Here is a 21,160-nt window from a genome sequence, read left to right on the forward strand (position 1 = left end):
GCGGTGGCGCGTCTGTCAGGCTGTGCGCTTGAGGGCGTCGGCGATCGTGCCGACGATCTGGTCGATCTGGGCGCGCTCGATGATCAGCGGCGGCGACAGCGCGATCGTGTCGCCGGTGGTGCGCACCAGCAGGCCGCGCTCGAAGCAGTCGAGGAACACGTTGAACGCGCGCTTGCCCGGTTCTCCCGGGATCGACGCCAGCTCGATGCCGCCCACCAGGCCGATGTTGCGGATGTCGATCACGTGCGGCGCACCGCGCAGCGTGTGCAGCGACTCGGCGAAGTAGCCTTGCAGCTCGCCGGCGCGTGTCAGCAGGCCTTCGTCGGCATAGGTTGCCAGCGTGCCCAGGCCGGCGGCGCAGGCCAGCGGGTGGGCCGAGTAGGTGTAACCGTGCGGGAACTCGATCAGGTGCTCGGGCCCGCTCATGAAGGTGTCGTGGATGGCCTGCCTGGCGATCACCGCGCCCATCGGCACGCAGCCGTTGGTGAGGCCCTTGGCCACCGTCATCAGGTCGGGCGTGACGCCGAAGGTATGTGCCGCGAACGCCTGGCCGGTGCGGCCGAAACCGGTGATGACCTCGTCGAAGATCAGCAGGATGCCGTGCTTGTCGCAGATCTGGCGCAGGCGCTGCAGGTAGCCGGTGGGCGGCACCAGCACGCCGGTCGAGCCGGCCACAGGCTCGACGATCACCGCGGCGATGGTCGAGGCGTCGTGCAGCGCGACCAGGCGCTCGAGGTCGTCGGCCAGGTCGGCGCCGTGTGCGGGCTGGCCGACGCTGTAGGCGTTGCGCGCCGGGTCGTGGGTGTGGCGCAGGTGGTCGACGCCGCCGAGCATCGGGCCGAAGACCTTGCGGTTGCCGACGATGCCACCCACCGAGATGCCGCCGAAGTTGACGCCGTGGTAGCCCCGCTCGCGGCCGATCAGCCGGGTGCGCGTGCCGTCGCCGCGGGCGCGGTGGTAGGCCAGCGCGATCTTCAGCGCGGTCTCGACCGACTCGGAGCCCGAGTTGGTGAAGAACACCCGGTTGAGTCCGGCCGGCATCAGCCGGGTCAATGCGTCGGCCAGCTCGAAGGCCTTCGGGTGGGCCATCTGGAACGGCGGCGCGAAATCCATCTCGGCGGCCTGCTGCTGGATGGCTTGGACGATCTTCGGCCGGGCGTGGCCGGCGTTGACGCACCACAGGCCGGCCACGCCGTCGAGGATCTGGCGGCCGTCGTCACTCCAGTAGTGCATGCCGCTGGCCTTGACCAGCAGGCGCGGCGCGCGCTTGAACTGGCGGTTGGCGGTGAACGGCATCCAGTAGGCGTCCATCGGACTGGCGTCGGGCATCTCGTGCGGCATCGGGCTCTCCATTCAGGTGTCTGGCCGCCAGTCTAAGCAAGTGGCGCGATGCCCCGCCACGCTCGACAGGCTCAACCGGTGCTGGCCTCTGCGAGCGCGGTGGCTCGGCGCAAGGCTCGGCCGGCCTCGGCAGCGGCCTGGGCCCGGCGTGCCTCCGGGTAGGCGATGCTTTCTTCGAGCACGATGTGCTCCTGGTAGAGCGCGGTGAAGATCCCGATCGCCTCGCGCAACATGTCTTCATCGATGCCGCCGATGCCGTCGGCCACGCACGAGATGCTGGGTGCGAGTTCGAGCCAGTCCTGCTCGAGCCAGCGGTGATCCTGCTGCAGGCGCTCGGCGTGCGCACGCACGCTGGCGTCGCTGCTGTTGAGCAGGTCGGGGAAGATGTGCTGTTCTTCGTCGGCGTGGTGGCGGCGCGCGTGTTCGCCGAAAAAGCCGTGCACCTCGAGGGCCAGGGCGCGCATCGGCTGCGCCGACAGGTCATTGCCGGCGTCGACCAGCGAGCCCAGCTTGGCCAGCATGACGACCATCTGTCGATGGTCGGCGTCGAGCACCTCCATCGGTGACAGCGCCTCGCTGGTTTCGGGTCGGGCGCGCGAGCTGGCTCGGGCGTGGAGTGCTTGCAGGGATCCGTTCGACATGTGTATCACCTCCGAAAACCAGCCGATTGTTGGGCCGGCTCCGTTGGCGATGTTGCGCCGCATCAAGGAACGTCGGCGATGCCTGCAGCCGTGTGGCGCAGTCGCCCGCCGAACTGGGCGAGGCCGGCAGCGGCATCGAGGGTTTCACCGGACTGAATGCGTTTTCACATTGTGGAATCAATACATGTTGCGGTGCCGCAAAAAAACTCCCGTCTTGAGAAAATCAGTTTCTCATCGTGAGATTTGATGTGTAAGCTGTTGATTTTATTGAGAAGTAATTTATATCTTATATAAGACATAAGTCTTGTCGAAGGCTGGCGAAGGTCGCTAAAGTTGAACCCATCGCACCCCCTGATTTCTCACTTGAACGGAGCTTCCGATGAGCAGCCTGACCCGCGAACAACAGATCGCCGCCCTGGAAAAAGACTGGGCCGAGAACCCCCGCTGGAAGCTGGTGAAGCGCGGCTACAGCGCCGCTGACGTCGTGCGCCTGCGCGGCAGCATGCAGCCCGAGTACACGCTGGCCAAGATGGGCGCCGAAAAGCTGTGGGACAAGGTCAACGGCGGCGCCAAGAAGGGCTACGTGAACGCGTTCGGCGCGATCACCGCCGGTCAGGCGATGCAACAGGCCAAGGCCGGCCTGGAAGCCGTGTACCTGTCGGGCTGGCAGGTCGCCGCCGACGGCAACACCTCCGAAACCATGTACCCCGACCAGTCGCTGTATGCGTACGACTCGGTGCCGACCATGGTGCGCCGCATCAACAACACCTTCAAGCGCGCTGACGAGATCCAGTGGGGCCGTGGCATCAACCCGGGCGATGAAGGTTTCGTCGACTACTTCCTGCCGATCGTCGCTGACGCGGAAGCCGGTTTCGGCGGCGTGCTGAACGCCTTCGAACTGATGAAGAACATGATCGCGTCGGGCGCTGCCGGCGTCCACTTCGAAGACCAGCTCGCCGCGGTCAAGAAGTGCGGTCACATGGGTGGCAAGGTGCTGGTTCCGACCCGCGAAGCCGTCGAGAAGCTGATCGCCGCCCGGTTCGCCGCTGACGTCATGGGCGTGCCGACCATCGTGCTGGCCCGTACCGACGCCGAAGCGGCCAACCTGCTGACCAGTGATTGCGACGCCAACGACCAGCCGTTCGTCACCGGCGAGCGTACGCAAGAGGGCTTCTACCGCGTCAAGAACGGCCTGGAGCAGGCCATCAGCCGCGGCATCGCCTACGCGCCGTACGCCGACCTGGTGTGGTGCGAAACCGGCGTGCCCGACATCGGCTTCGCCCGTGAATTCGCGCAAGCCGTGCACGGTGCATGCCCGGGCAAGCTGCTGAGCTACAACTGCTCGCCGTCGTTCAACTGGAAGAAGAACCTGAACGACAGCCAGATCGCCGCCTTCCAGGAAGAGCTGAGCGCGCTGGGCTACAAGTACCAGTTCATCACGCTGGCCGGCATCCACATCAACTGGTACAACACCTTCCAGTTCGCCCACTCCTACGCCCGCGGCGAAGGCATGAAGCACTACGTGGAAATGGTCCAGGAGCAGGAATTCGCTGCGCGCGACAAGGGTTACACCTTCGTGTCGCACCAGCAGGAAGTCGGCGCTGGCTACTTCGACGACGTCACCACCGTGATCCAGGGCGGCTCGTCCAGCGTCAAGGCGCTGACCGGCTCGACCGAAGAAGAACAGTTCCACTGATCTGGAACTCGGAGCGGGTCGGCTGCGATCGCGGCCGACCCGATGCACGGGCCCAGGGCGATCCCCTGGGCTTTTTGCTTAGAATCACCGCTCTCATGCACGCTCAAGGACTGGGAAAGGCGACACGGTTATGACACCGCGAACTACCACTGCGATCTCCACCCGGATCTAGTCGGTCGGCCGCCGTTCTCGTACGTCTTCACTTCCTCATGAGAAAGCGCGGCAACCACCGCGCTTTTTGTTTTTTGTTGCGGCCCGCGCAAGGGCGCACTCGAGGATGACCATGATTGCAATTCAACTGCCCGACGGTTCTCGCCGCGAGTTCGATGGCCCGGTGACGGTGGCCGAAGTGGCCGCGTCGATCGGCGCCGGCCTGGCCAAGGCGGCGTTGGCCGGACGCATCGGCACGGGCGATGCCGCCCGCCTGGTCGACACCAGCCATCGCATCGAGGCCGACGAGGCGCTGTCGATCATCACGGCCAAGGACGCCGCCGGGCTGGACGTCATCCGCCACTCGACCGCGCACCTGCTGGCATACGCGGTCAAGGAGCTGTTTCCCGATGCGCAGGTCACGATCGGCCCGACCATCGAGAACGGTTTCTTCTACGACTTCTCGTACAAGCGCCCGTTCACGCCCGACGATCTGGCGGCGATCGAAAAGAAGATGGGCGATCTCGCCGCCAAGGACGAACCGGTGGTGCGCAGCGTCATGCCGCGCGACGAGGCGGTGTCCTACTTCAAGTCGATCGGCGAAGCCTACAAGGCAGAAATCATCGAGAGCATCCCGGCCGACCAGGCGGTGTCGCTCTACGCCGAAGGCAAGTTCACCGACCTGTGCCGCGGCCCGCACGTGCCGAGCACGGGCAAGCTGAAATTCTTCAAGCTGATGAAGGTGGCCGGCGCCTACTGGCGTGGCGATCACCGCAACGAGATGCTGCAGCGCATCTACGGCACGGCCTGGGCGACCAAGGACGACCTGCAGAAGTACCTGGTGATGCTCGAAGAGGCCGAGAAACGCGATCACCGCAAGCTCGGTCGCGAACTCGACCTGTTCCACATCGACGAGCACGCACCGGGCGTGGTGTTCTGGCATCCCAAGGGCTGGACGGTCTGGCAGCAGGTCGAGCAGTACATGCGCCGGGTCTATCGCGACAACGGCTACCAGGAGGTCAAGGGGCCGCAGATCCTCGACAAGGGGCTGTGGGAGAAGACCGGCCACTGGGACAAGTACCGCGACAACATGTTCACGACCGAATCGGAGAAGCGCGACTACGCGCTCAAGCCGATGAACTGCCCCGGTCACATCCTGATCTTCAAGCAGGGCATCAAGAGCTACCGGGACCTGCCGCTGCGCTACGGCGAGTTCGGCCAGTGCCATCGCAACGAGCCCAGCGGCGGCCTGCACGGCATCATGCGGGTGCGCGGCTTCACGCAGGACGACGGTCACATCTTCTGCACCGAAGACCAGATCCTGCCCGAGTGCGATGCCTTCACCACGCTGCTGCAGAAGGTCTACGCCGACTTCGGCTTCACCGAGATTCTGTACAAGGTGGCGACGCGCCCTGAAAAGCGCATCGGCTCCGACGAACTCTGGGACAAGGCCGAAGCGGCACTGATCGCCAGCCTGCGCAATTCGGGTTGCGAGTTCGAGATCTCGCCGGGCGAGGGCGCGTTCTACGGCCCGAAGGTGGAGTACACGCTCAAGGATGCGCTGGGTCGCCACTGGCAGTGCGGCACGATCCAGGTCGATTTCTCGTTGCCCGAGCGCCTGGATGCCGAGTACGTGGCCGAGTCCGGCGAGCGCCTGCACCCCGTGATGCTGCACCGGGCCATCCTTGGCAGCCTCGAGCGTTTCATCGGTATCCTCATCGAGGAACACGCCGGCGCCTTGCCGTTCTGGCTGGCTCCGACCCAGGTGAGCGTGCTCAATATCACCGACGGACAGGCCGACTACGCCCGTGACGTGGCGCGATCGCTGCAAAAACAAGGGCTTAGGGTAGCGCTGGACCTGCGCAACGAAAAAATCACGTATAAAATACGCGAGCATTCGTTGCAAAAGGTTCCGTACCTGATCGTTGTCGGTGACAAGGAGCGGGCATCCGGGGCCGTTGCAGTGCGCGCCAGAGGCAATCAGGACCTCGGTGTGATGGCCCTGGAGGCCTTCTCCCAGAAGCTCGCTGCTGAACTTGCCACCTGAGGGTGGCGGCTCGCCGTGCTTGGTCCTGGTTGTAGCGGTGGGCACCATTCATTGATCTTGGGCGCAAGCCCCGAAGGAAACTGACCATCGCTACTTTTCTTGATCGCAGGACGCCCAATGTCGAGCGCAAGCACCGCCTGAACCGCGAGATCACCGCCCTGGAAGTCCGTCTGAACGGACTCGAGAACGAGCCTCTGGGCATCGTCAGCATCCAGGACGCCTTGCGCATGTCGGCCGAAAACGACGTGGACCTGGTCGAAATCTCTGCCACGGCTCAGCCGCCGGTCTGTCGTCTGATGGACTACGGCAAGTTCAAGTACCTTGAGCAGAAGAAGGCCGCCGAGGCCAAGGCCAAGCAGCACGTCATCGACATCAAGGAAGTCAAGTTCCGGCCGGGTACCGACGAGGGCGACTACCAGATCAAGATGCGCAACCTGCGGCGCTTCCTCGAAGAGGGCGACAAGGGCAAGGTCACGCTGCGGTATCGCGGTCGTGAAATCACCCACCAGGACATCGGCATGCGCCTGCTGGAACGCATCCGCGACGAGCTGACCGATGTCAGCGTGGTCGAGAACATGCCCAGGCTCGAAGGCCGCCAGATGATCATGGTGCTCGGGCCCAAGCGCAAGAAGTGATCGAGCAATCGATTTGAAGGATGAGGTGGTTGCGGTTTGGTCGCTGCAACCGCCCTGTGCCCCGGAGGCCACCAAGACCGCGAGCAGTTCGCGGCGCCTCACGGGAACGTTAAAAGGAGCAGTCATGCCCAAGATGAAGACCAAGAGCAGCGCGAAGAAGCGTTTTCGCGTTCGTCCGGGTGGCACCGTCAAGCGCGGTCAGGCGTTCAAGCGCCACATCCTGACCAAGAAGACGACCAAGAACAAGCGCCACCTGCGCGGTACGGTTGCTGTGCATGAGACCAACATGGGTCACATCGCGCAAATGCTGCCGTTCGCCGGTCTGTAATCAACCACGCACTGAAGGAGTCAATACATGCCTCGCGTCAAACGTGGTGTTACCGCCCGTGCTCGTCATAAGAAGGTCCTGGCACTGGCCAAGGGTTTCCGCGGTCGCCGCAAGAACGTCTATCGCATCGCCAAACAGGCGGTGATGAAGGCGGGTCAATACGCCTACCGTGACCGCCGTGCCAAGAAGCGCGTGTTCCGCCGCCTGTGGATCGCGCGTATCAACGCAGCCAGCCGTTCGCTCGGCCTGACCTACAGCAAGTTCATTGCTGGCTTGAAGAAGGCCCAGATCGACATCGACCGCAAGGTCCTGTCGGACATGGCCATCCACGATCCGGCCGCCTTCGGCAGCATCGTCGACAAGGTCAAGGCCCAGCTCGCTTGAGTTTGTCGTGCGGGTACGGGCTTGAGCCCGTGCCCCGCGTCGAGCACTGAAAGGCCGACACTTCGTTCGGCCTTTTTTTGTGCCCGAAGGGCCGCCCCGGCGGCTCCCATTTCCCCTTGAGTACCCGTCCGTGATGAACGATCTCGATACCCTGGTGAGCGCTGCGCAGGCGGATTTCGCCGCCGCCACCACGCCGGCCCAGCTTGAAGATGCCAAGGCGCGTTTCCTCGGCAAGACCGGTCGCGTCACCGAGCTGCTCAAGGGCATGGCCGCGCTGACGCCCGATGAGAAGAAGACCCGCGGCGCCTCGATCAACGAGACCAAGCAGCGCATCGAAGCCGCGCTCACGGCGCGTCGCCAGGCGCTGGCCGAGGCCGAGCTGCAGGCCCAGTTGAAGGCCGAGGCGCTCGACGTGACGCTGCCCGGTCGCCAGCGGGGTGTCGGCGGTCTGCACCCGGTGTCGCGCACGCTCGAACGCATCGAGCAGATCTTCGGTTCGATGGGTTTCGATGTCGCCGACGGCCCCGAGATCGAGACCGACTGGTACAGCTTCACCGCCCTGAACAACCCGGAAAACCACCCGGCGCGTTCGATGCAGGACACCTTCTACGTCGACATGAACGACGAGGCCGGCCGCCCGCTGTGCCTGCGCCCGCACACCTCGCCGATGCAGGTGCGTTACGCGCGCCAGCACGCCGCGCTGCACGCCGGCAAGGACACGCTGCCCGAGATCCGCGTCATCGCGCCGGGCCGGACCTACCGCGTCGACAGCGACGCCACCCACTCGCCGATGTTCCACCAGTGCGAAGGCCTGTGGATCGGCGAGAACGTGTCGTTCAAGGACCTGAAGTCGGTGTTCACCGACTTCTTCCGTACCTTCTTCGAGACCGACGACCTGGAACTGCGCTTCCGGCCGTCGTTCTTTCCGTTCACCGAGCCGTCGGCCGAAGTGGACATCGCGTTTGCGTCCGGCCCGCTCAAGGGCCGCTGGCTCGAGGTGGCCGGCTCCGGCCAGGTACACCCGAACGTGGTGCGCAACTTCGGCCTCGACCCCGAGCGCTACATCGGTTTCGCCTTCGGCATGGGCCCGGATCGCCTGACGATGCTGCGTTACGGCGTCAACGACCTGCGCCTGTTCTTCGAAGGCGACCTGCGCTTCCTGAGCCAGTTCAAGTAAACGCACGCCACCACCCGACGCAAGGTTAGAAGCAATGCAATTCCCCGAATCGTGGTTGCGCGAGTTCTGCAACCCTGAACTGAGCAGCGATGCGCTGGCCCATCTGCTGACGATGTCCGGCATGGAAGTCGAAGAGCAGCGCCCCGTCGCGCCCGCCTTCCACGGCATCGTCGTCGCCGAGATCCTCGAAGCCGAACAGCACCCGAACGCCGACAAGCTGCGCGTGTGCACGGTCGATGCCGGTCCGCACAGCCCGGACGGCCCGCTGCAGATCGTCTGCGGTGCCCCCAACGCGCGTGCTGGCATCCGCATTCCGCTCGCCACCATCGGCGCCGAACTGCCGCCGGGCGAGGACGGCAAGCCGTTCAAGATCGGCAAGGGCAAGCTGCGCGGCGTCGAGAGCTTCGGCATGCTGTGCTCGGCGCGCGAGCTCAAGCTGTCCGAGGACCACGGCGGCCTGCTCGAACTGCCGGCCGACGCGCCGCTCGGCCAGGACATCCGCCAGTTCCTGAACCTCGACGACGCGCTGTTCACGCTCAAGCTCACGCCCAATCTGGGCCACTGCCTGAGCGTCTACGGCGTGGCGCGCGAAGTCTCGGCCCTGACCGGCTCGCCGCTGATCACGCCGGCGATCGAGCCGGTTCGGCCCAGCCACGACGCCCGCCTGCCGGTGCGCATCGAAGCGCCCGACCTGTGCGGTCGCTTCTCGGGCCGCATCGTGCGCGGCATCAACCCGCAGGCCAGGACACCCGCGTGGATGGTCGAGCGCCTGGCGCGCTGCGGCCAGCGTTCGGTCAGCGCGCTGGTCGACATCTCGAACTACGTGATGTTCGAATACGGCCGGCCGTCGCACATCTTCGACCTCGACAAGATCCAGGGCGGCCTGGTCGTGCGCTGGGGCCGCGCCGGCGAAACGCTCAAGCTGCTCAACGGCAACACCGTCACGCTCGACGAGCAGGTCGGCGTGATCGCCGACGAACATGCCGGCCAGCAGTCGGTCGAGTCGCTCGCCGGCATCATGGGCGGCGACACCACCGCGGTGAGCGACGACACCCGCAACGTCTACGTCGAAGCCGCCTTCTGGTGGCCCGAGGCGGTGGCCGGGCGTTCGCGCCGCTACAACTTTTCGACCGACGCCGGCCATCGCTTCGAGCGCGGTGTCGATCCGGCGCAGACGGTCGAGCACATCGAGCGCATCACCGCGCTGATCGTGCAGATCTGCGGCGGCGCCGACACGGTCTGCGGCCCGGTCGACGACCAGACCGCGCGCCTGCCCGAGCGTCAGCCAGTGGCTCTGCGCGTGGCGCGGGCGGCCAAGGTGATCGGCATGCCGTTGACACAGGTGCAGTGCGCCGGCGTGTTCGAGCGTCTGGGCTTGCCGTTCACCGCGGGTGAGGGCGTCCTGACCGTGACGCCGCCGAGCTGGCGTTTCGACCTGCAGATCGAGGAAGATCTGATCGAGGAGGTGATCCGCGTCATCGGGTTCGACCAGTTGCCGCTGACGCCGCCGCTGGCGCCCGTGACGGCGCGCGTGCGCAGCGAGTCGCAGCGTGGCAGCCACGCGCTGCGCCGCACCGTGGCCGCGCTCGATTACCAGGAAACGATCAACTTCAGCTTCGTCGAGGAACGCTGGGAGACCGAACTGGCCGGCAACGATCAGCCGATCCGCCTGCTCAACCCGATTGCCGCACCGCTGTCGGTGATGCGCTCCAGCTTGATCGGCAGCCTGATCCAGGTGCTGCGCCACAACCTGACACGGCGTGCGCCGCGGGTTCGGGTGTTCGAACTCGGCCGCGTCTTCAAGCGCGATGCCTCGGTGCAGACCAGCGAGCAGTCGGTCGTGGGCATCGATCAGCCCTTGCGTCTCGCGGGTCTGGCCTGGGGCCCGGCAGACAGCGTGCAGTGGGGCAGCAAGGAGCGCGCGGTCGATTTCTTCGACGTCAAGGGTGACGTGCAGGCCTTGCTGGCCCCGCGTGTGGCGCGCTTTGTCGCGGCCGAACATCCGGCGATGCATCCGGGCCGCTGTGCCCGGGTGGAAGTCGATGGCACGGTCATCGGTCACGTCGGTGAACTGCACCCGCGCTGGCGCCAGGCCTATGAGTTGCCGAGCGCACCGGTGCTGTTCGAACTCGATCTCGCCAGCCTGCTCGCGCGCGAGGTGCCCGTTTACGTGCCGGTGCCGCGCCAGCAGACCGTGACACGCGATCTGGCGCTGATCGTCAAGGACAGCGTGCCCCATGACGATGTCATCGACACGATCATGCAAGCGCCCACCGGCGGCCTGATGCGCAGCGCGCGGCTGTTCGACGTCTACCGGCCGACCGCGCAGACCACCGGTCTGGCCGAGGGTGAACGCAGCCTGGCGATCCGCCTCGAGCTGCTGGATGACGAAACGCCGCTCACCGATGCGCGCAGCGATGCGGCCATCCAAGCCGTGATCGATGCGGTGCAATCCGGTCTCGGCGCCCGGTTGCGCGGCGCCTGAACCGAAGTCCGGCCCGAACACTCGCAGTTCAACCACGGCAAGCCATGGAACGCGTCATCCTCCCCACGCTGGAAACCCCGACCCTCACCAAGGCCGAACTCGCCGAGTTGCTGTTCGAGCGCCTGGGACTCAACAAACGCGAGTCCAAGGACATGGTGGAGGCCTATTTCGACTTCATCCACGAGGCGCTGGTGCGCGGTGAGGACGTCAAGCTCTCCGGCTTCGGCAACTTCCAGGTCCGGCGCAAGGCACCGCGCCCGGGGCGCAACCCGCGCACCGGCGAAGCCATCCCGATCCGGGCGCGCAATGTCGTCACGTTTCACGCCAGTCACAAACTCAAGGCGATCGTGCAAGGCGAGACCCCGCCACCCGGCGAGTTCGAGTAAAGTCTGGGGAGACTCCTGAAACCCATTGATTTCAATGGAAAATCCTCTCCCGGCCATACCGCCCAAGCGTTACTTCACCATCGGTGAAGTGAGCGAGTTGTGTGGCGTCAAGCCGTATGTGCTGCGCTACTGGGAGCAGGAATTCACCCAACTGCGGCCGATGAAACGGCGCGGCAACCGGCGTTATTACCAGCACCACGAGGTGCTCCTGATCCGCCGTATCCGCGACCTGCTCTACGAGCAGGGTTTCACCATCAGCGGGGCACGTAATCGTCTGGCGGAATTGGGCGCGCTGAATGCGCACTCGTCGCACCTCGACGACTTCGAGGACGAAGTCTCCGAGCGCGAACTGGGCTTGTCGCCCGAACGCGTTCCGGCCCCGCCCGTACCGACCCCAGCGAGTGCGGCGCTCGTGATCAAGCCTGCCGATGCGTCGACTGCGGTCGCTCCTGCTGGCCGGGTGCAGTCCATACGCGATGAACTCTTGTCGATCCGAAGTCTGCTTGAGGTCGATTTCTAAAAACTTTTTGCTTCGGCAGTAGTAATGGCTATATAATTTTAGGCTCAGTCGGGGCGTAGCGCAGCCAGGTAGCGCACTTGCATGGGGTGCAAGGGGTCGTGAGTTCGAATCCCACCGTCCCGACCATATGAATCAACGGGTTAGCTCTCTCAAGGGGCTAGCCCGTTTGGCTTTGTGGGGCCTCCGGCAACAGGATTCTGATCTTTCGATATTGCCGATCCCGATGATGTGGATCGACTCAAGATCCAAGTGACGTCCTCCATTCTCTATCGTCGGGCTTTCAGCTGACCTGAATTCAGCAAGCCCCGGGTCCGCAGTGCCGACGGGTGGTCGTTTGCGCGGGGGCACTCCAGGATGGTTCTGAAACGAAGGAGCACTTCTCAAAAGTGCGGGACGGGTCAGTTCACGGTGACGCCTGTCGCGTGTGCAAAACAGATCGAAACCCCATGCCGGTGACTACATGGTGGCGACATGAGCCCCAGAAACGACAAAGCCCCGGCTTGTGGCCGGGGCTAAGTGCTTGTTTTTATTGGTGCCGGAGAAAGGAATCGAACCCTCGACCTTCTCATTACGAATGAGCTGCTCTACCAACTGAGCTACACCGGCGAAAGACCGATATTCTAGCCTGAAGTCGGACTCTTGTGAAGATGTCCTGTCAACACGCGGCGGTGTTGCCACAGTTCCTGCCAGGTGGCTTCGAGTTTTCGGGCCAGTCGTGCGGGCTGGAACAGGGCTGCATGGTGGTGGGCCGAGTTCAGTTTCTGTCGCCAGGCCAGCAGTTCTCGCGGATGACGCAGCAGTCGCATCGCCTGGGCCTGGTGGCTGGCGGCGTCGGCACTCAGGCCTTCGGGCAGGCCGGCGGCGAGCAGCAGTGCGGCACTGTGGCGGGCGCGGTGGCTGTCGCCGGCTTGACAGAGGGCCGGGACGCCAGCGCACAGTGCATCGAGCAGGCGATCGCTGCCGTCGACGCAGGGTGATGCGTCCGGCGTTTGCAGGTAGACATCGGCCTGACTCAGTGCCATCAGCGTGCCGGTGTGTTCTGACGGGCCCGTTTCGAGCCTGAAATGAAGGCGCTGCGCAGCGATACCGGCAGCCGCCGCCGCCTGACGCAAGGCGTTGCGTGACGCCGCAAGGCCGGGTGCCAGCCACAGCACGGCAGGTGGGCAAGCTGTCATCAGGCGCATCCAGAACGACCAGGTCGCCGGGTCGATGCTGGCGTGGGGCGCCAGGCAAGCCAGTACAGGCGCCTTTTCGGGCAGTCCGAGTGCCGCGCGCAGGGCGGCGCGGGTCGGCACCGACCGGCCGCCCAGCCGCAGCAGCTCGGGCAGGGCGATCGCGCTGCGGTGGCAGTCGGGCAGCCACGAGGTGCCTGGCGGCGGCTCGATCGGGCCCGGATCGGCGGCTGGCGCGCCATCGCTGTGGCGATCGCTGAGGCGCGCGTCGAAGCCGGGCGGGAGTTGCGTGCCGGCCTGGTTCAGCCAAGCCAGTTGCAGGCCTGCCGGATGACGCATCCAGATGCCGGTGCGCGCGTGCGGGCTGATGCCGTCGAGGTCGATCAGGATGTCGATCTGGTCGGCGTGAATGCGTGCGGCGATCTGGCTGTCGCTGTGGCCCTGGAGAGTGGCGATGCCGTCGATCTCGTCGAGCGCGCCCTCGCCATCGTGAAACGGTCGGGTGCCGGACGGGCCCGAGTCGGCCGGTGCATTCCAGCGGTAGACATGCAGCTGGAAGCTGGTTTGACGGTGCGCGTCGCGCAGCGCCGCGAGCAGCGTGCCGTGACTGTGCAGTGCCGCAGCCGATCCGGCATACGCCACCCGAAGGCGGTCTGGCGCGCTCGCGGTGCGGGGCGCTCGTCCGGCCGATGCGGTGCGGGCGGTTGGATGCGCGGGCCTTTGGTGCAGCAAGGGTGCCAGCGAGCGGGCATCGAGCTGGCTGCAGAGATGCCAGAGGGCATCCGCGCTGAGCTGATGGCTGTCGACTGCGGTCGGCGTCGTCGACGGCTCGGTGCTTCGCTCGGACTGGGTCACGAAAGCGGTGGCGAGCGCGCGCAGCGCCGTGGTGTCGGGCGTGTGTGACCAATCGCACAGAGCACGCCTGAGCGCCGCGGCTTCCAGTTGCAGCAAGGCGTCGTCGGGGTGGCTGGCCAGGCAGGGTTCCAGCAGCGACCAGGCGCGGTCGTGCTGGCCTCGGCGCTGATAGAGCCGCGCCAGCGCGAGCCGGGTGTCGAGGCTCGCCGGCACGGGCAGGCCCGGTAGCGCCTGCCGATAGCAGGCCGCAGCCGCATCGGCATCGCCCTGTGCCGACGCGGCCATGCCGAGCAGCCGCAGTGTTTCGGCGTGACGTGGGTCGTCGCCATCGACGCCGCCGAGGACCTGATTGAAATGGGCCGCCGCGGCTTCGGGCTCGTCGGCGTCGAGCAGCAGCGTGCCGAGCTGGAGGTGGCAGCTGATCTCGGCCGGCTGGTGCTGCAGCCCGGCCCGGTAGAGTGCGATCGCTTGCTCGCGCAGTCCGGCCTGGCGGTACAGCTGCGCCAGTTGATGGCGTGTGGCGCTGTCGTGCGGGGCCAGTGTCATGTAGCGGGCCAGCGCATGGCTCGCGGCGTCGCGCTCGCCTTGCTGCAGGCAGAGCAGGGCGAGGCTGCGCCAGCCATCCGGGTAGGCGGGCGTGACGTCGGTGACGCGTTCGAACAGTGCACGGGCCTGCGCCAGGTCGCCGTCGTGCTGGGCCAGCAGGCCGAGCAGGCGCCAGGCGTCAGGGCGCTGCGGTTGACTGATCAGCAGTTGCACGCAGCCGGCCCGAGCGGCGGCCGTGTGGCCTCGCTGGCAGGCGGCGATCAGCTCGGTCATCGCGGCCTGGGCGTCGGCGCCGGGCAGGTTTCTGAGGGCGCCGTGCAAGGCGCCGATCTGTGTCTGGGCCCAGCTTGCGAGGGCGGCTGAAGTGGGTGTGTCGTCTTCCAGCCGCCAGACCGGCTTGCCCAGCGCGGTGGCCAGGCTGGCGGCATCGGCGTCGTCGGTCAGCAGCAGGTCGAGCAGGGCGATCTGGCGGGCGCAATGCAGCCAGCCAGGGGCGGTCGCGGCGTCGGGTGCCGGATCGCCTGGCCAGGGGCCCAGGTCGAGGTGCGGGCTGGCCGGCTCGGCGTCAGCCTGCCTCGACCATGCCGCCAGCATGACGGCGGCGCCCGGGGCGATTTCCGGCATCGTGGCGTGGCTGGCGCCGGTGCAGCACCAGCCCACCAGCAGGCGCTCGCCGCGCTGATAGCCGGCCGCGGCCCAGGCATCGAGCAGGTCCTGCATCCCGGTCGCGGGCAGATGCAGGCGTGGCGCAACGCGGGTGGGCTCGCCGTCTGCGCGATCGATCAGTTCGGGCAATGCCGCCAGGTCGATCTGCGCACCGACCGTGGCCGTCAGCGCGCCAGGGGGGGCGATCGGATCATCGACATCGGCTCGTGGCCAGACCGCCCAGACCCCCGGCGCGCGCGCCAGCAGGTCGGCATGTCGTGCCGGTGTGGCCAGCATCACGCGCTGACCCCGCCGGGCCAGCGCCGCCACGGTGCCGAGATGATCCAGGGTCGACGCCAGACTCGCGTCGGTGTGCACCAGCAGCGCGAGATCGGCGCTCAGGGTTCGACCGCGCCAGGTCGGCCAGAAGGGGTTGTGTGTCGCCATCGGCAGCCAGCCTACGGTCAGGGCGCCGTGCCGCTGCGCCGAACAACGCGGCCTTGACCCCCCAAATGCCGCCCATCGCGGCCAGCCGGTGCGCCGCGTTGCATATGCACGGTCAAGCCCATGCATATCCACCGATCGCCTCTTCAAGCCTCAGGCAACGTAGCCGATATAGCCGATAGACCAACCAAACCCCAGGCCGGAGGGCTGTTCGGGGTCGTTGTGAACAACTGCAGGAATCGCTCATGGCCACGATCGTCACCTCCCTTACCACCGCGCAGGTTGCGGGCCTGTCGACCCAGTCGATCGCTGGCTTGAACACGGAGGACTTCGCAGCTTTCAGCAGCGAGCAGATTGCTGCCCTCAACTCCGCGCAGCTGGCCGCGATCGAGACCGCCGACCTGGAGGTGATCACCACCGAAGCGCTGGCCGGTCTTGAAACCAGCGACATCCGCGGCCTGACGACGCGCCAGATGCAGGCGCTCACCACCGATCAGATCGCGGCGTTGACGACGGCTCATTTCGCCGCCATGACCACCGCCCAGGTGGCCTCGCTCACCACCTCGCAGATCCAGGCGATCGAGACCGACGACATCGCCGCCTTCACCACCGCCCAGGCGGCTGCGCTGTCGGCCGCCCAGGTGGCGGCGTTCTCGACCAGCCAGGTCGCGGCCCTCGAGACCCAGGACCTGCGGGCGATCAACACCACCGCCCTGCGTTCGCTCGGCACCGACGGCATCGACGCCTTGAGCACCGCCCAGGCGGCTGCGCTCAGCACCACCCAGGTGGCGGCGCTGACGACCGAACAGGTTCAGGCGATCGCCACCGACGATTTCGCCGCACTCACCTCGGCCCAGATCGGGGCGATCAGCACCATCCAGCTCGGTGTGCTGTCGACCAGCCAGGTCGAAGCCCTCACCACCGGCCAGATCGCCGGCCTGAGCACGCGCCAGGTCGCCGCGCTCAGCACCGACCAGGTGGTGGCCCTTGCCACCGACAACATCGCCGCACTCAGCTCCACGCAAGTGGCCGCGCTGAACACCGATCAGGCCGGCGCGCTCACCACCGAGCAGGTCCAGGCGATCGAGACCCAGGACCTGCGTGCCCTCAAGACCACCGCCCTGCAGGCGCTGGGCACCGACGCGATCGACGCGCTCACCACCGCGCAGGTCGCGGCACTGAGCACGGCCCAGGTCGCCTCCCTCACCACCACGCAGATCGAGGCGGTCGCGACCGACGACATCGCCGCGCTCACCACTGCCCAGGCCGCCGTGCTGGGGGCGGCCCAGATCGCGGTACTTGACACCAATCAGGTCCAGGCGCTGGAAACCACCGACCTGCGCGCCATCAACACCACGGCGCTGCGCTCGCTGAGCACCGACGGGATCGATGCCCTGACGACCGACCAGGCGGCGGCGCTGACCACCTCGCAAGTCGCGGCATTGACCACCGACCAGGTGCAGGCGATCGCCACCGACGACCTGGCCGCGCTCGGCACCACGCAGATCAACGCGCTGGGCACCAGCCAGATCGGTGCGCTGTCGACCGGCCAGATCGACGCGCTCGGCACCCAGCAGATGGCCGGCCTGAGCACCCGCCAGGTGGCCGCGCTGAGCACCGAGCAGGTCGAGGCCTTGCAGACCGCCAACATCGCCGCACTCAGTTCCACCCAGGCGGCCGCGCTGAGCTCCGCCCAGGTCGGTGCACTGACGACCGACCAGGTCCAGGCCCTCGAGACGCAGGACCTGCGCGCGATCAAGACCGCTGCGCTGCAAGGGCTGAGCACCGACGGCGTCGAGGCCCTGACCACCGCGCAGGTCGTCGCGCTGAGCACCGCCCAGATCGCCGCGCTGACCACCGCACAGGTCGAAGCCATCGCCACCGACGACATTGCCGTGCTCCAGACCAGCCAGGTCGCGGCCATCACGTCCACGCAGGTGCCGGCCCTGAGCACCGACCAGTTGCAGTCCATCACCACGCTGGATGTGCGCGCGATGACGACCCGCACGCTGCAGGCGCTCGGCACCGACGCCATCGACGCGCTGACCACCGCACAGGCGGCGGCGCTGACCAGCGCGCAGATCGCGGCGCTGACGACCGCGCAAGTCGAGGCGATCGCCACCGACGACATCGCCGCGCTGACCAGCAGCCAGATCGGCGCCTTCACGACCACCCAGCTGGCGGCGGTCACCACGGCGCAGATCGAGGCGCTCGTGAGCGCCCAGATCGCCGGCCTGAACACCCGCCAGATCGCCGCGCTGAGCACCGACCAAGTCCAGGCGCTGGAGACCGACGACATCGCAGCCCTGAGCTCGACCCAGGCCGGCGCACTCGCGGCGACCCAGGTCGGTGCGCTGACGACCGACCAGGTCCAGGCCCTCGAGACGGCCGACCTGCGCGCCCTCAAGACCACCGCCCTGCAGGCGCTGAGCACCGACGCCATCGACGCGCTGACCACCGCGCAGGCGGCGGCGCTGACCAGCGCGCAGATCGCCGCGCTGACGACCGCGCAAGTCGAGGCGATCGCCACCGACGACATCGCCGCGCTGACCAGCAGCCAGATCGGCGCCTTCACGACCACCCAGCTGGCGGCGGTCACCACGGCGCAGATCGAGGCGCTCGTGAGCGCCCAGATCGCCGGCCTGAACACCCGCCAGATCGCCGCACTGAGCACCGACCAGGTCCAGGCGCTGGAGACCGACGACATCGCGGCCCTGAGCTCGACCCAGGCCGGCGCACTCGCGGCGACCCAGGTCGGTGCGCTGACGACCGACCAGGTCCAGGCACTGGAAACCGCGGACCTGCGCGCCCTCAAGACCACCGCCCTGCAGGCGCTCGGCACCGACGGCATCGACGCGCTCACCACGGCGCAGATGGCGGCACTGACCAGCGCGCAGATCGCCGCGCTGACGACCGCGCAGGTCGAGGCCATCGCCACCGACGACCTCGCCGCGCTGACCACCACGCAGGCCGCCGCCCTGAGCTCGACCCAGGTCGGCGCGCTGACGACCGACCAGGTCCAGGCACTGGAAACCGCCGACCTGCGTGCCCTCAAGACCACCGCCCTGCAGGCGCTGAGCACCGACGCCATCGACGCGCTGACCACCGCGCAGGCGGCGGCGCTGACCAGCGCGCAGATCGCCGCGCTGACGACCGCGCAAGTCGAGGCGATCGCCACCGACGACATCGCCGCGCTGACCAGCAGCCAGATCGGCGCCTTCACGACCACCCAGCTGGCGGCGGTCACCACGGCGCAGATCGAGGCGCTCGTGAGCGCCCAGATCGCCGGCCTGAACACCCGCCAGATCGCCGCACTGAGCACCGACCAGGTCCAGGCGCTGGAGACCGACGACATCGCGGCCCTGAGCTCGACCCAGGCCGGCGCACTCGCGGCGACCCAGGTCGGTGCGCTGACGACCGACCAGGTCCAGGCACTGGAAACCGCGGACCTGCGCGCCCTCAAGACCACCGCCCTGCAGGCGCTCGGCACCGACGGCATCGACGCGCTCACCACGGCGCAGATGGCGGCACTGACCAGCGCGCAGATCGCCGCGCTGACGACCGCGCAGGTCGAGGCCATCGCCACCGACGACCTCGCCGCGCTGACCACCACGCAGGCCGCCGCCCTGAGCTCGACCCAGGTCGGCGCGCTGACGACCGACCAGGTCCAGGCACTGGAAACCGCCGACCTGCGTGCCCTCAAGACCACCGCCCTGCAGGCGCTGAGCACCGACGCCATCGACGCGCTGACCACCGCGCAGGCGGCGGCGCTGACCAGCGCGCAGATCGCGGCGCTGACGACCGCGCAAGTCGAGGCCATCGCCACCGACGACATCGCCGCGCTGACCAGCAGCCAGATCGGCGCCTTCACGACCACCCAGCTGGCGGCGGTCACCACGGCGCAGATCGAGGCGCTCGTGAGCGCCCAGATCGCCGGCCTGAACACCCGCCAGATCGCCGCGCTGAGCACCGACCAGGTCCAGGCGCTGGAGACCGACGACATCGCAGCCCTGAGCTCGACCCAGGCCGGCGCACTCGCGGCGACCCAGGTCGGTGCCTTGACGACCGACCAGGTCCAGGCGCTGGAGACGGCTGACCTGCGTGCCCTCAAGACCACCGCCCTGCAGGCGCTCGGCACCGACGGCATCGACGCGCTCACCACCGCGCAGATGGCGGCGCTGACCAGCGCGCAGATCGCGGCACTGACGACCGCGCAAGTCGAGGCCATCGCCACCGACGACCTCGCCGCGCTGACCACCACGCAGGCCAACGCCCTGAGCTCGACCCAGGTCGGTGCGCTGACGACCGACCAGGTCCAGGCGCTGGAGACGGCTGACCTGGCGGCCTTCAAGACCACGACCCTGCGTGGCTTGACCACCGAGGCGATCGAGGCGCTGACCTCCGATCAGGTCGCGGCATTGACGTCGACGCAGATCGCGGCGCTGACCACCGAGCAGGTGCAGGCCATCGAGACCGACGACTTCGCGGCGCTGACGACGGCGCAGGTGGCGGCCTTCACCACCAGCCAGATCAGTGCCCTCAGCACCGAGCAGATCGTGGCCTTCGATACCGCCGATGTGGAGGCGCTGACGACCGCGCAGTTGCGGGCACTGAGCACCGAGCAGATCCAGGCGCTGGAGACGAGCGACGTCGCGGCCATCACGACCAGCGATTTCGCGTCGCTCGGTACCACGCAGATCGAAGCATTCGGCACCGAGCAGATCCAGGCTCTGACGACCGAGCAGATCGCCGCCTTCACCACCTCGCAGGCGGCGGCGCTGACCACCGACGCGATCGTGGCGCTGACCACCGATCAGGTGGTGGCGCTGCAGACGAGCGACATCGCGGCGATGTCGATGACGCAGGTCTCGGCCTTCGAGACCAGCGACATCGCGGTGATGAGCGCGGCCCAGATCGACTCGATGATCGGCGCCACGCCGCTGGTGCTCGACCTCAACGGCGACGGCGTGCAGACGCTGGCGGCCGCGGACGGCGTGCAGTTCGACATCAACGCCACCGGGCAGAGCGCGCAGGTCGGCTGGGCCTCGGCGCAGGACGGCCTGCTGGTGCGTGACCTGAACGCCGACGGCCAGGTCAACGACGGCCGCGAGCTGTTCGGTGGCGGCACCGAACTGGCCAGCGGCCAGCGCGCCGGCACCGGCTACGCCGCCCTGGCCGACCTGGACAGCAACCGCGACGGCAGCATCAGCGCAGCCGACGCCGCGTTCAAGGAACTGCAGGTCTGGGTCGACGCCGACAGCGACGGCCTGGCCGATCTCGGCGAACTGCGCACGCTGGCCGACCTGGGCATCGTGTCGATGGATCTGGGCGCGCAGCTGGGCACGACGCTGGACAACGGCAACCTGCTGGGCCTGACGTCGAGCTACCAGACTGCCGACGGCAGCAGCCACCAGATGGCCGACGTCTGGTTCGCCAAGCAGGCGGATGCGGCCAGCGGTGCGGCCGCAGCGGCCACCACCGCGCCGGTGGCCCTGGGCGACGTGCTTGCCGACGCACCGGGCGCCTTGATCGGGCAGGAGCCGATCGACCCGGCGTTGCCGCCGGCCGGCGCCGGCCTGGCCGTCGACGCCCAGGCCCAGGCCGATGCCGTCGCGGTATTCGCGCAGAACAACCTGGCGCTCGACGAGCTGCTGCGCAATCAGCCACTGATCTGACGCCCGGGGGAAAACTGAACCGGTTTTCCCCGT

At 67.3% G+C, this 21,160-nt stretch carries 13 protein-coding genes and 2 tRNA genes; 11 read left to right on the forward strand and 4 right to left on the reverse strand.

Going from position 1 to position 21,160, the window contains the following annotated elements:
- Nucleotides 1-15 precede the first annotated feature (15 nt).
- Together aptA and LCHO_RS08715 are read right to left on the reverse strand one after the other, a co-directional pair.
- Complete coding sequence (aptA, locus tag LCHO_RS08710; protein WP_012346770.1) at nucleotides 16-1,341, reverse strand: omega-aminotransferase AptA; 1,326 nt, start codon at nucleotides 1,339-1,341, stop codon at nucleotides 16-18.
- A 71-nt stretch (nucleotides 1,342-1,412) separates the two neighbouring features.
- Nucleotides 1,413-1,982, reverse strand: coding sequence for a hemerythrin domain-containing protein (locus tag LCHO_RS08715; protein WP_012346771.1), 570 nt, complete (start codon nucleotides 1,980-1,982; stop codon nucleotides 1,413-1,415).
- 379 nt (nucleotides 1,983-2,361) lie between these two features.
- Between LCHO_RS08715 and aceA the strand changes: the two genes are divergently transcribed.
- The 10 genes from aceA (at nucleotide 2,362) to LCHO_RS08765 (ending at nucleotide 11,916) form a co-directional block, all read left to right on the forward strand.
- Nucleotides 2,362-3,678: an isocitrate lyase gene (gene aceA / locus LCHO_RS08720; protein ID WP_012346772.1), complete on the forward strand. Its 1,317-nt coding sequence runs from the start codon at nucleotides 2,362-2,364 to the stop codon at nucleotides 3,676-3,678.
- 283 nt (nucleotides 3,679-3,961) lie between these two features.
- Complete coding sequence (gene thrS, locus LCHO_RS08725) at nucleotides 3,962-5,875, forward strand: threonine--tRNA ligase (protein WP_012346773.1); 1,914 nt, start codon at nucleotides 3,962-3,964, stop codon at nucleotides 5,873-5,875.
- Nucleotides 5,876-5,955: 80 nt separating this feature from the next.
- Nucleotides 5,956-6,510 (forward strand): translation initiation factor IF-3, encoded by a 555-nt coding sequence (gene infC / locus LCHO_RS08730; RefSeq protein WP_083772702.1) that lies wholly within the window; start codon nucleotides 5,956-5,958, stop codon nucleotides 6,508-6,510.
- Between the two features lie 124 nt (nucleotides 6,511-6,634).
- Nucleotides 6,635-6,838 (forward strand): 50S ribosomal protein L35, encoded by a 204-nt coding sequence (gene rpmI / locus LCHO_RS08735; RefSeq protein ID WP_012346775.1) that lies wholly within the window; start codon nucleotides 6,635-6,637, stop codon nucleotides 6,836-6,838.
- Between the two features lie 27 nt (nucleotides 6,839-6,865).
- The gene (gene rplT, locus LCHO_RS08740) at nucleotides 6,866-7,222 is read left to right on the forward strand and encodes a 50S ribosomal protein L20 (RefSeq protein ID WP_012346776.1); all 357 of its coding nucleotides are present in this window, start codon (nucleotides 6,866-6,868) and stop codon (nucleotides 7,220-7,222) included.
- Nucleotides 7,223-7,355: 133 nt separating this feature from the next.
- Complete coding sequence (gene pheS, locus LCHO_RS08745; protein ID WP_012346777.1) at nucleotides 7,356-8,399, forward strand: phenylalanine--tRNA ligase subunit alpha; 1,044 nt, start codon at nucleotides 7,356-7,358, stop codon at nucleotides 8,397-8,399.
- Between the two features lie 34 nt (nucleotides 8,400-8,433).
- A complete protein-coding gene (gene pheT / locus LCHO_RS08750; RefSeq protein WP_012346778.1) occupies nucleotides 8,434-10,884 on the forward strand; it encodes a phenylalanine--tRNA ligase subunit beta in 2,451 nt (816 codons plus the stop codon).
- A gap of 44 nt (nucleotides 10,885-10,928) precedes the next feature.
- Entirely contained in the window at nucleotides 10,929-11,270 is a 342-nt protein-coding gene (locus LCHO_RS08755) for an integration host factor subunit alpha (RefSeq protein ID WP_012346779.1), read from the forward strand.
- Nucleotides 11,271-11,304: 34 nt separating this feature from the next.
- Nucleotides 11,305-11,790 carry a MerR family transcriptional regulator gene (locus LCHO_RS08760; RefSeq protein WP_012346780.1) on the forward strand — a complete coding sequence of 162 codons (486 nt, stop codon included), beginning with the start codon at nucleotides 11,305-11,307 and terminating at the stop codon, nucleotides 11,788-11,790.
- Nucleotides 11,791-11,839: 49 nt separating this feature from the next.
- Nucleotides 11,840-11,916 (forward strand) — tRNA-Pro (locus LCHO_RS08765).
- Between the two features lie 404 nt (nucleotides 11,917-12,320).
- Here LCHO_RS08765 and LCHO_RS08770 read toward each other — a convergent pair.
- Both LCHO_RS08770 and LCHO_RS08775 read right to left on the reverse strand, forming a co-directional pair.
- Nucleotides 12,321-12,396, reverse strand: a tRNA-Thr gene (locus LCHO_RS08770).
- Between the two features lie 14 nt (nucleotides 12,397-12,410).
- Entirely contained in the window at nucleotides 12,411-15,455 is a 3,045-nt protein-coding gene (locus tag LCHO_RS08775; protein WP_012346781.1) for an O-linked N-acetylglucosamine transferase family protein, read from the reverse strand.
- Between the two features lie 242 nt (nucleotides 15,456-15,697).
- On the opposite strand from LCHO_RS08775, the gene LCHO_RS08780 reads away from it, so the two are divergent.
- Nucleotides 15,698-21,127: a beta strand repeat-containing protein gene (locus tag LCHO_RS08780; protein ID WP_012346782.1), complete on the forward strand. Its 5,430-nt coding sequence runs from the start codon at nucleotides 15,698-15,700 to the stop codon at nucleotides 21,125-21,127.
- Nucleotides 21,128-21,160 lie beyond the last annotated feature (33 nt).

The sequence above is a fragment of the Leptothrix cholodnii SP-6 genome, assembly GCF_000019785.1.
GTDB classification, from domain to species: Bacteria; Pseudomonadota; Gammaproteobacteria; order Burkholderiales; family Burkholderiaceae_C; genus Sphaerotilus; species Sphaerotilus cholodnii.

What these genes read in the sequence shown, in the direction of transcription:
- LCHO_RS08755 (WP_012346779.1), top strand. Translation starts at nt 10,929, where the DNA reads ATGGAACGCGTCATCCTCCCCACGCTGGAAACCCCGACCCTCACCAAG.
- rpmI (WP_012346775.1), top strand. Translation starts at nt 6,635, where the DNA reads ATGCCCAAGATGAAGACCAAGAGCAGCGCGAAGAAGCGTTTTCGCGTT.
- aceA (WP_012346772.1), top strand. Translation starts at nt 2,362, where the DNA reads ATGAGCAGCCTGACCCGCGAACAACAGATCGCCGCCCTGGAAAAAGAC.
- LCHO_RS08715 (WP_012346771.1), bottom strand. Translation starts at nt 1,982, where the DNA reads ATGTCGAACGGATCCCTGCAAGCACTCCACGCCCGAGCCAGCTCGCGC.
- rplT (WP_012346776.1), top strand. Translation starts at nt 6,866, where the DNA reads ATGCCTCGCGTCAAACGTGGTGTTACCGCCCGTGCTCGTCATAAGAAG.
- LCHO_RS08760 (WP_012346780.1), top strand. Translation starts at nt 11,305, where the DNA reads ATGGAAAATCCTCTCCCGGCCATACCGCCCAAGCGTTACTTCACCATC.
- LCHO_RS08780 (WP_012346782.1), top strand. Translation starts at nt 15,698, where the DNA reads ATGGCCACGATCGTCACCTCCCTTACCACCGCGCAGGTTGCGGGCCTG.
- pheT (WP_012346778.1), top strand. Translation starts at nt 8,434, where the DNA reads ATGCAATTCCCCGAATCGTGGTTGCGCGAGTTCTGCAACCCTGAACTG.
- pheS (WP_012346777.1), top strand. Translation starts at nt 7,356, where the DNA reads ATGAACGATCTCGATACCCTGGTGAGCGCTGCGCAGGCGGATTTCGCC.
- LCHO_RS08775 (WP_012346781.1), bottom strand. Translation starts at nt 15,455, where the DNA reads ATGGCGACACACAACCCCTTCTGGCCGACCTGGCGCGGTCGAACCCTG.
- aptA (WP_012346770.1), bottom strand. Translation starts at nt 1,341, where the DNA reads ATGCCGCACGAGATGCCCGACGCCAGTCCGATGGACGCCTACTGGATG.
- thrS (WP_012346773.1), top strand. Translation starts at nt 3,962, where the DNA reads ATGATTGCAATTCAACTGCCCGACGGTTCTCGCCGCGAGTTCGATGGC.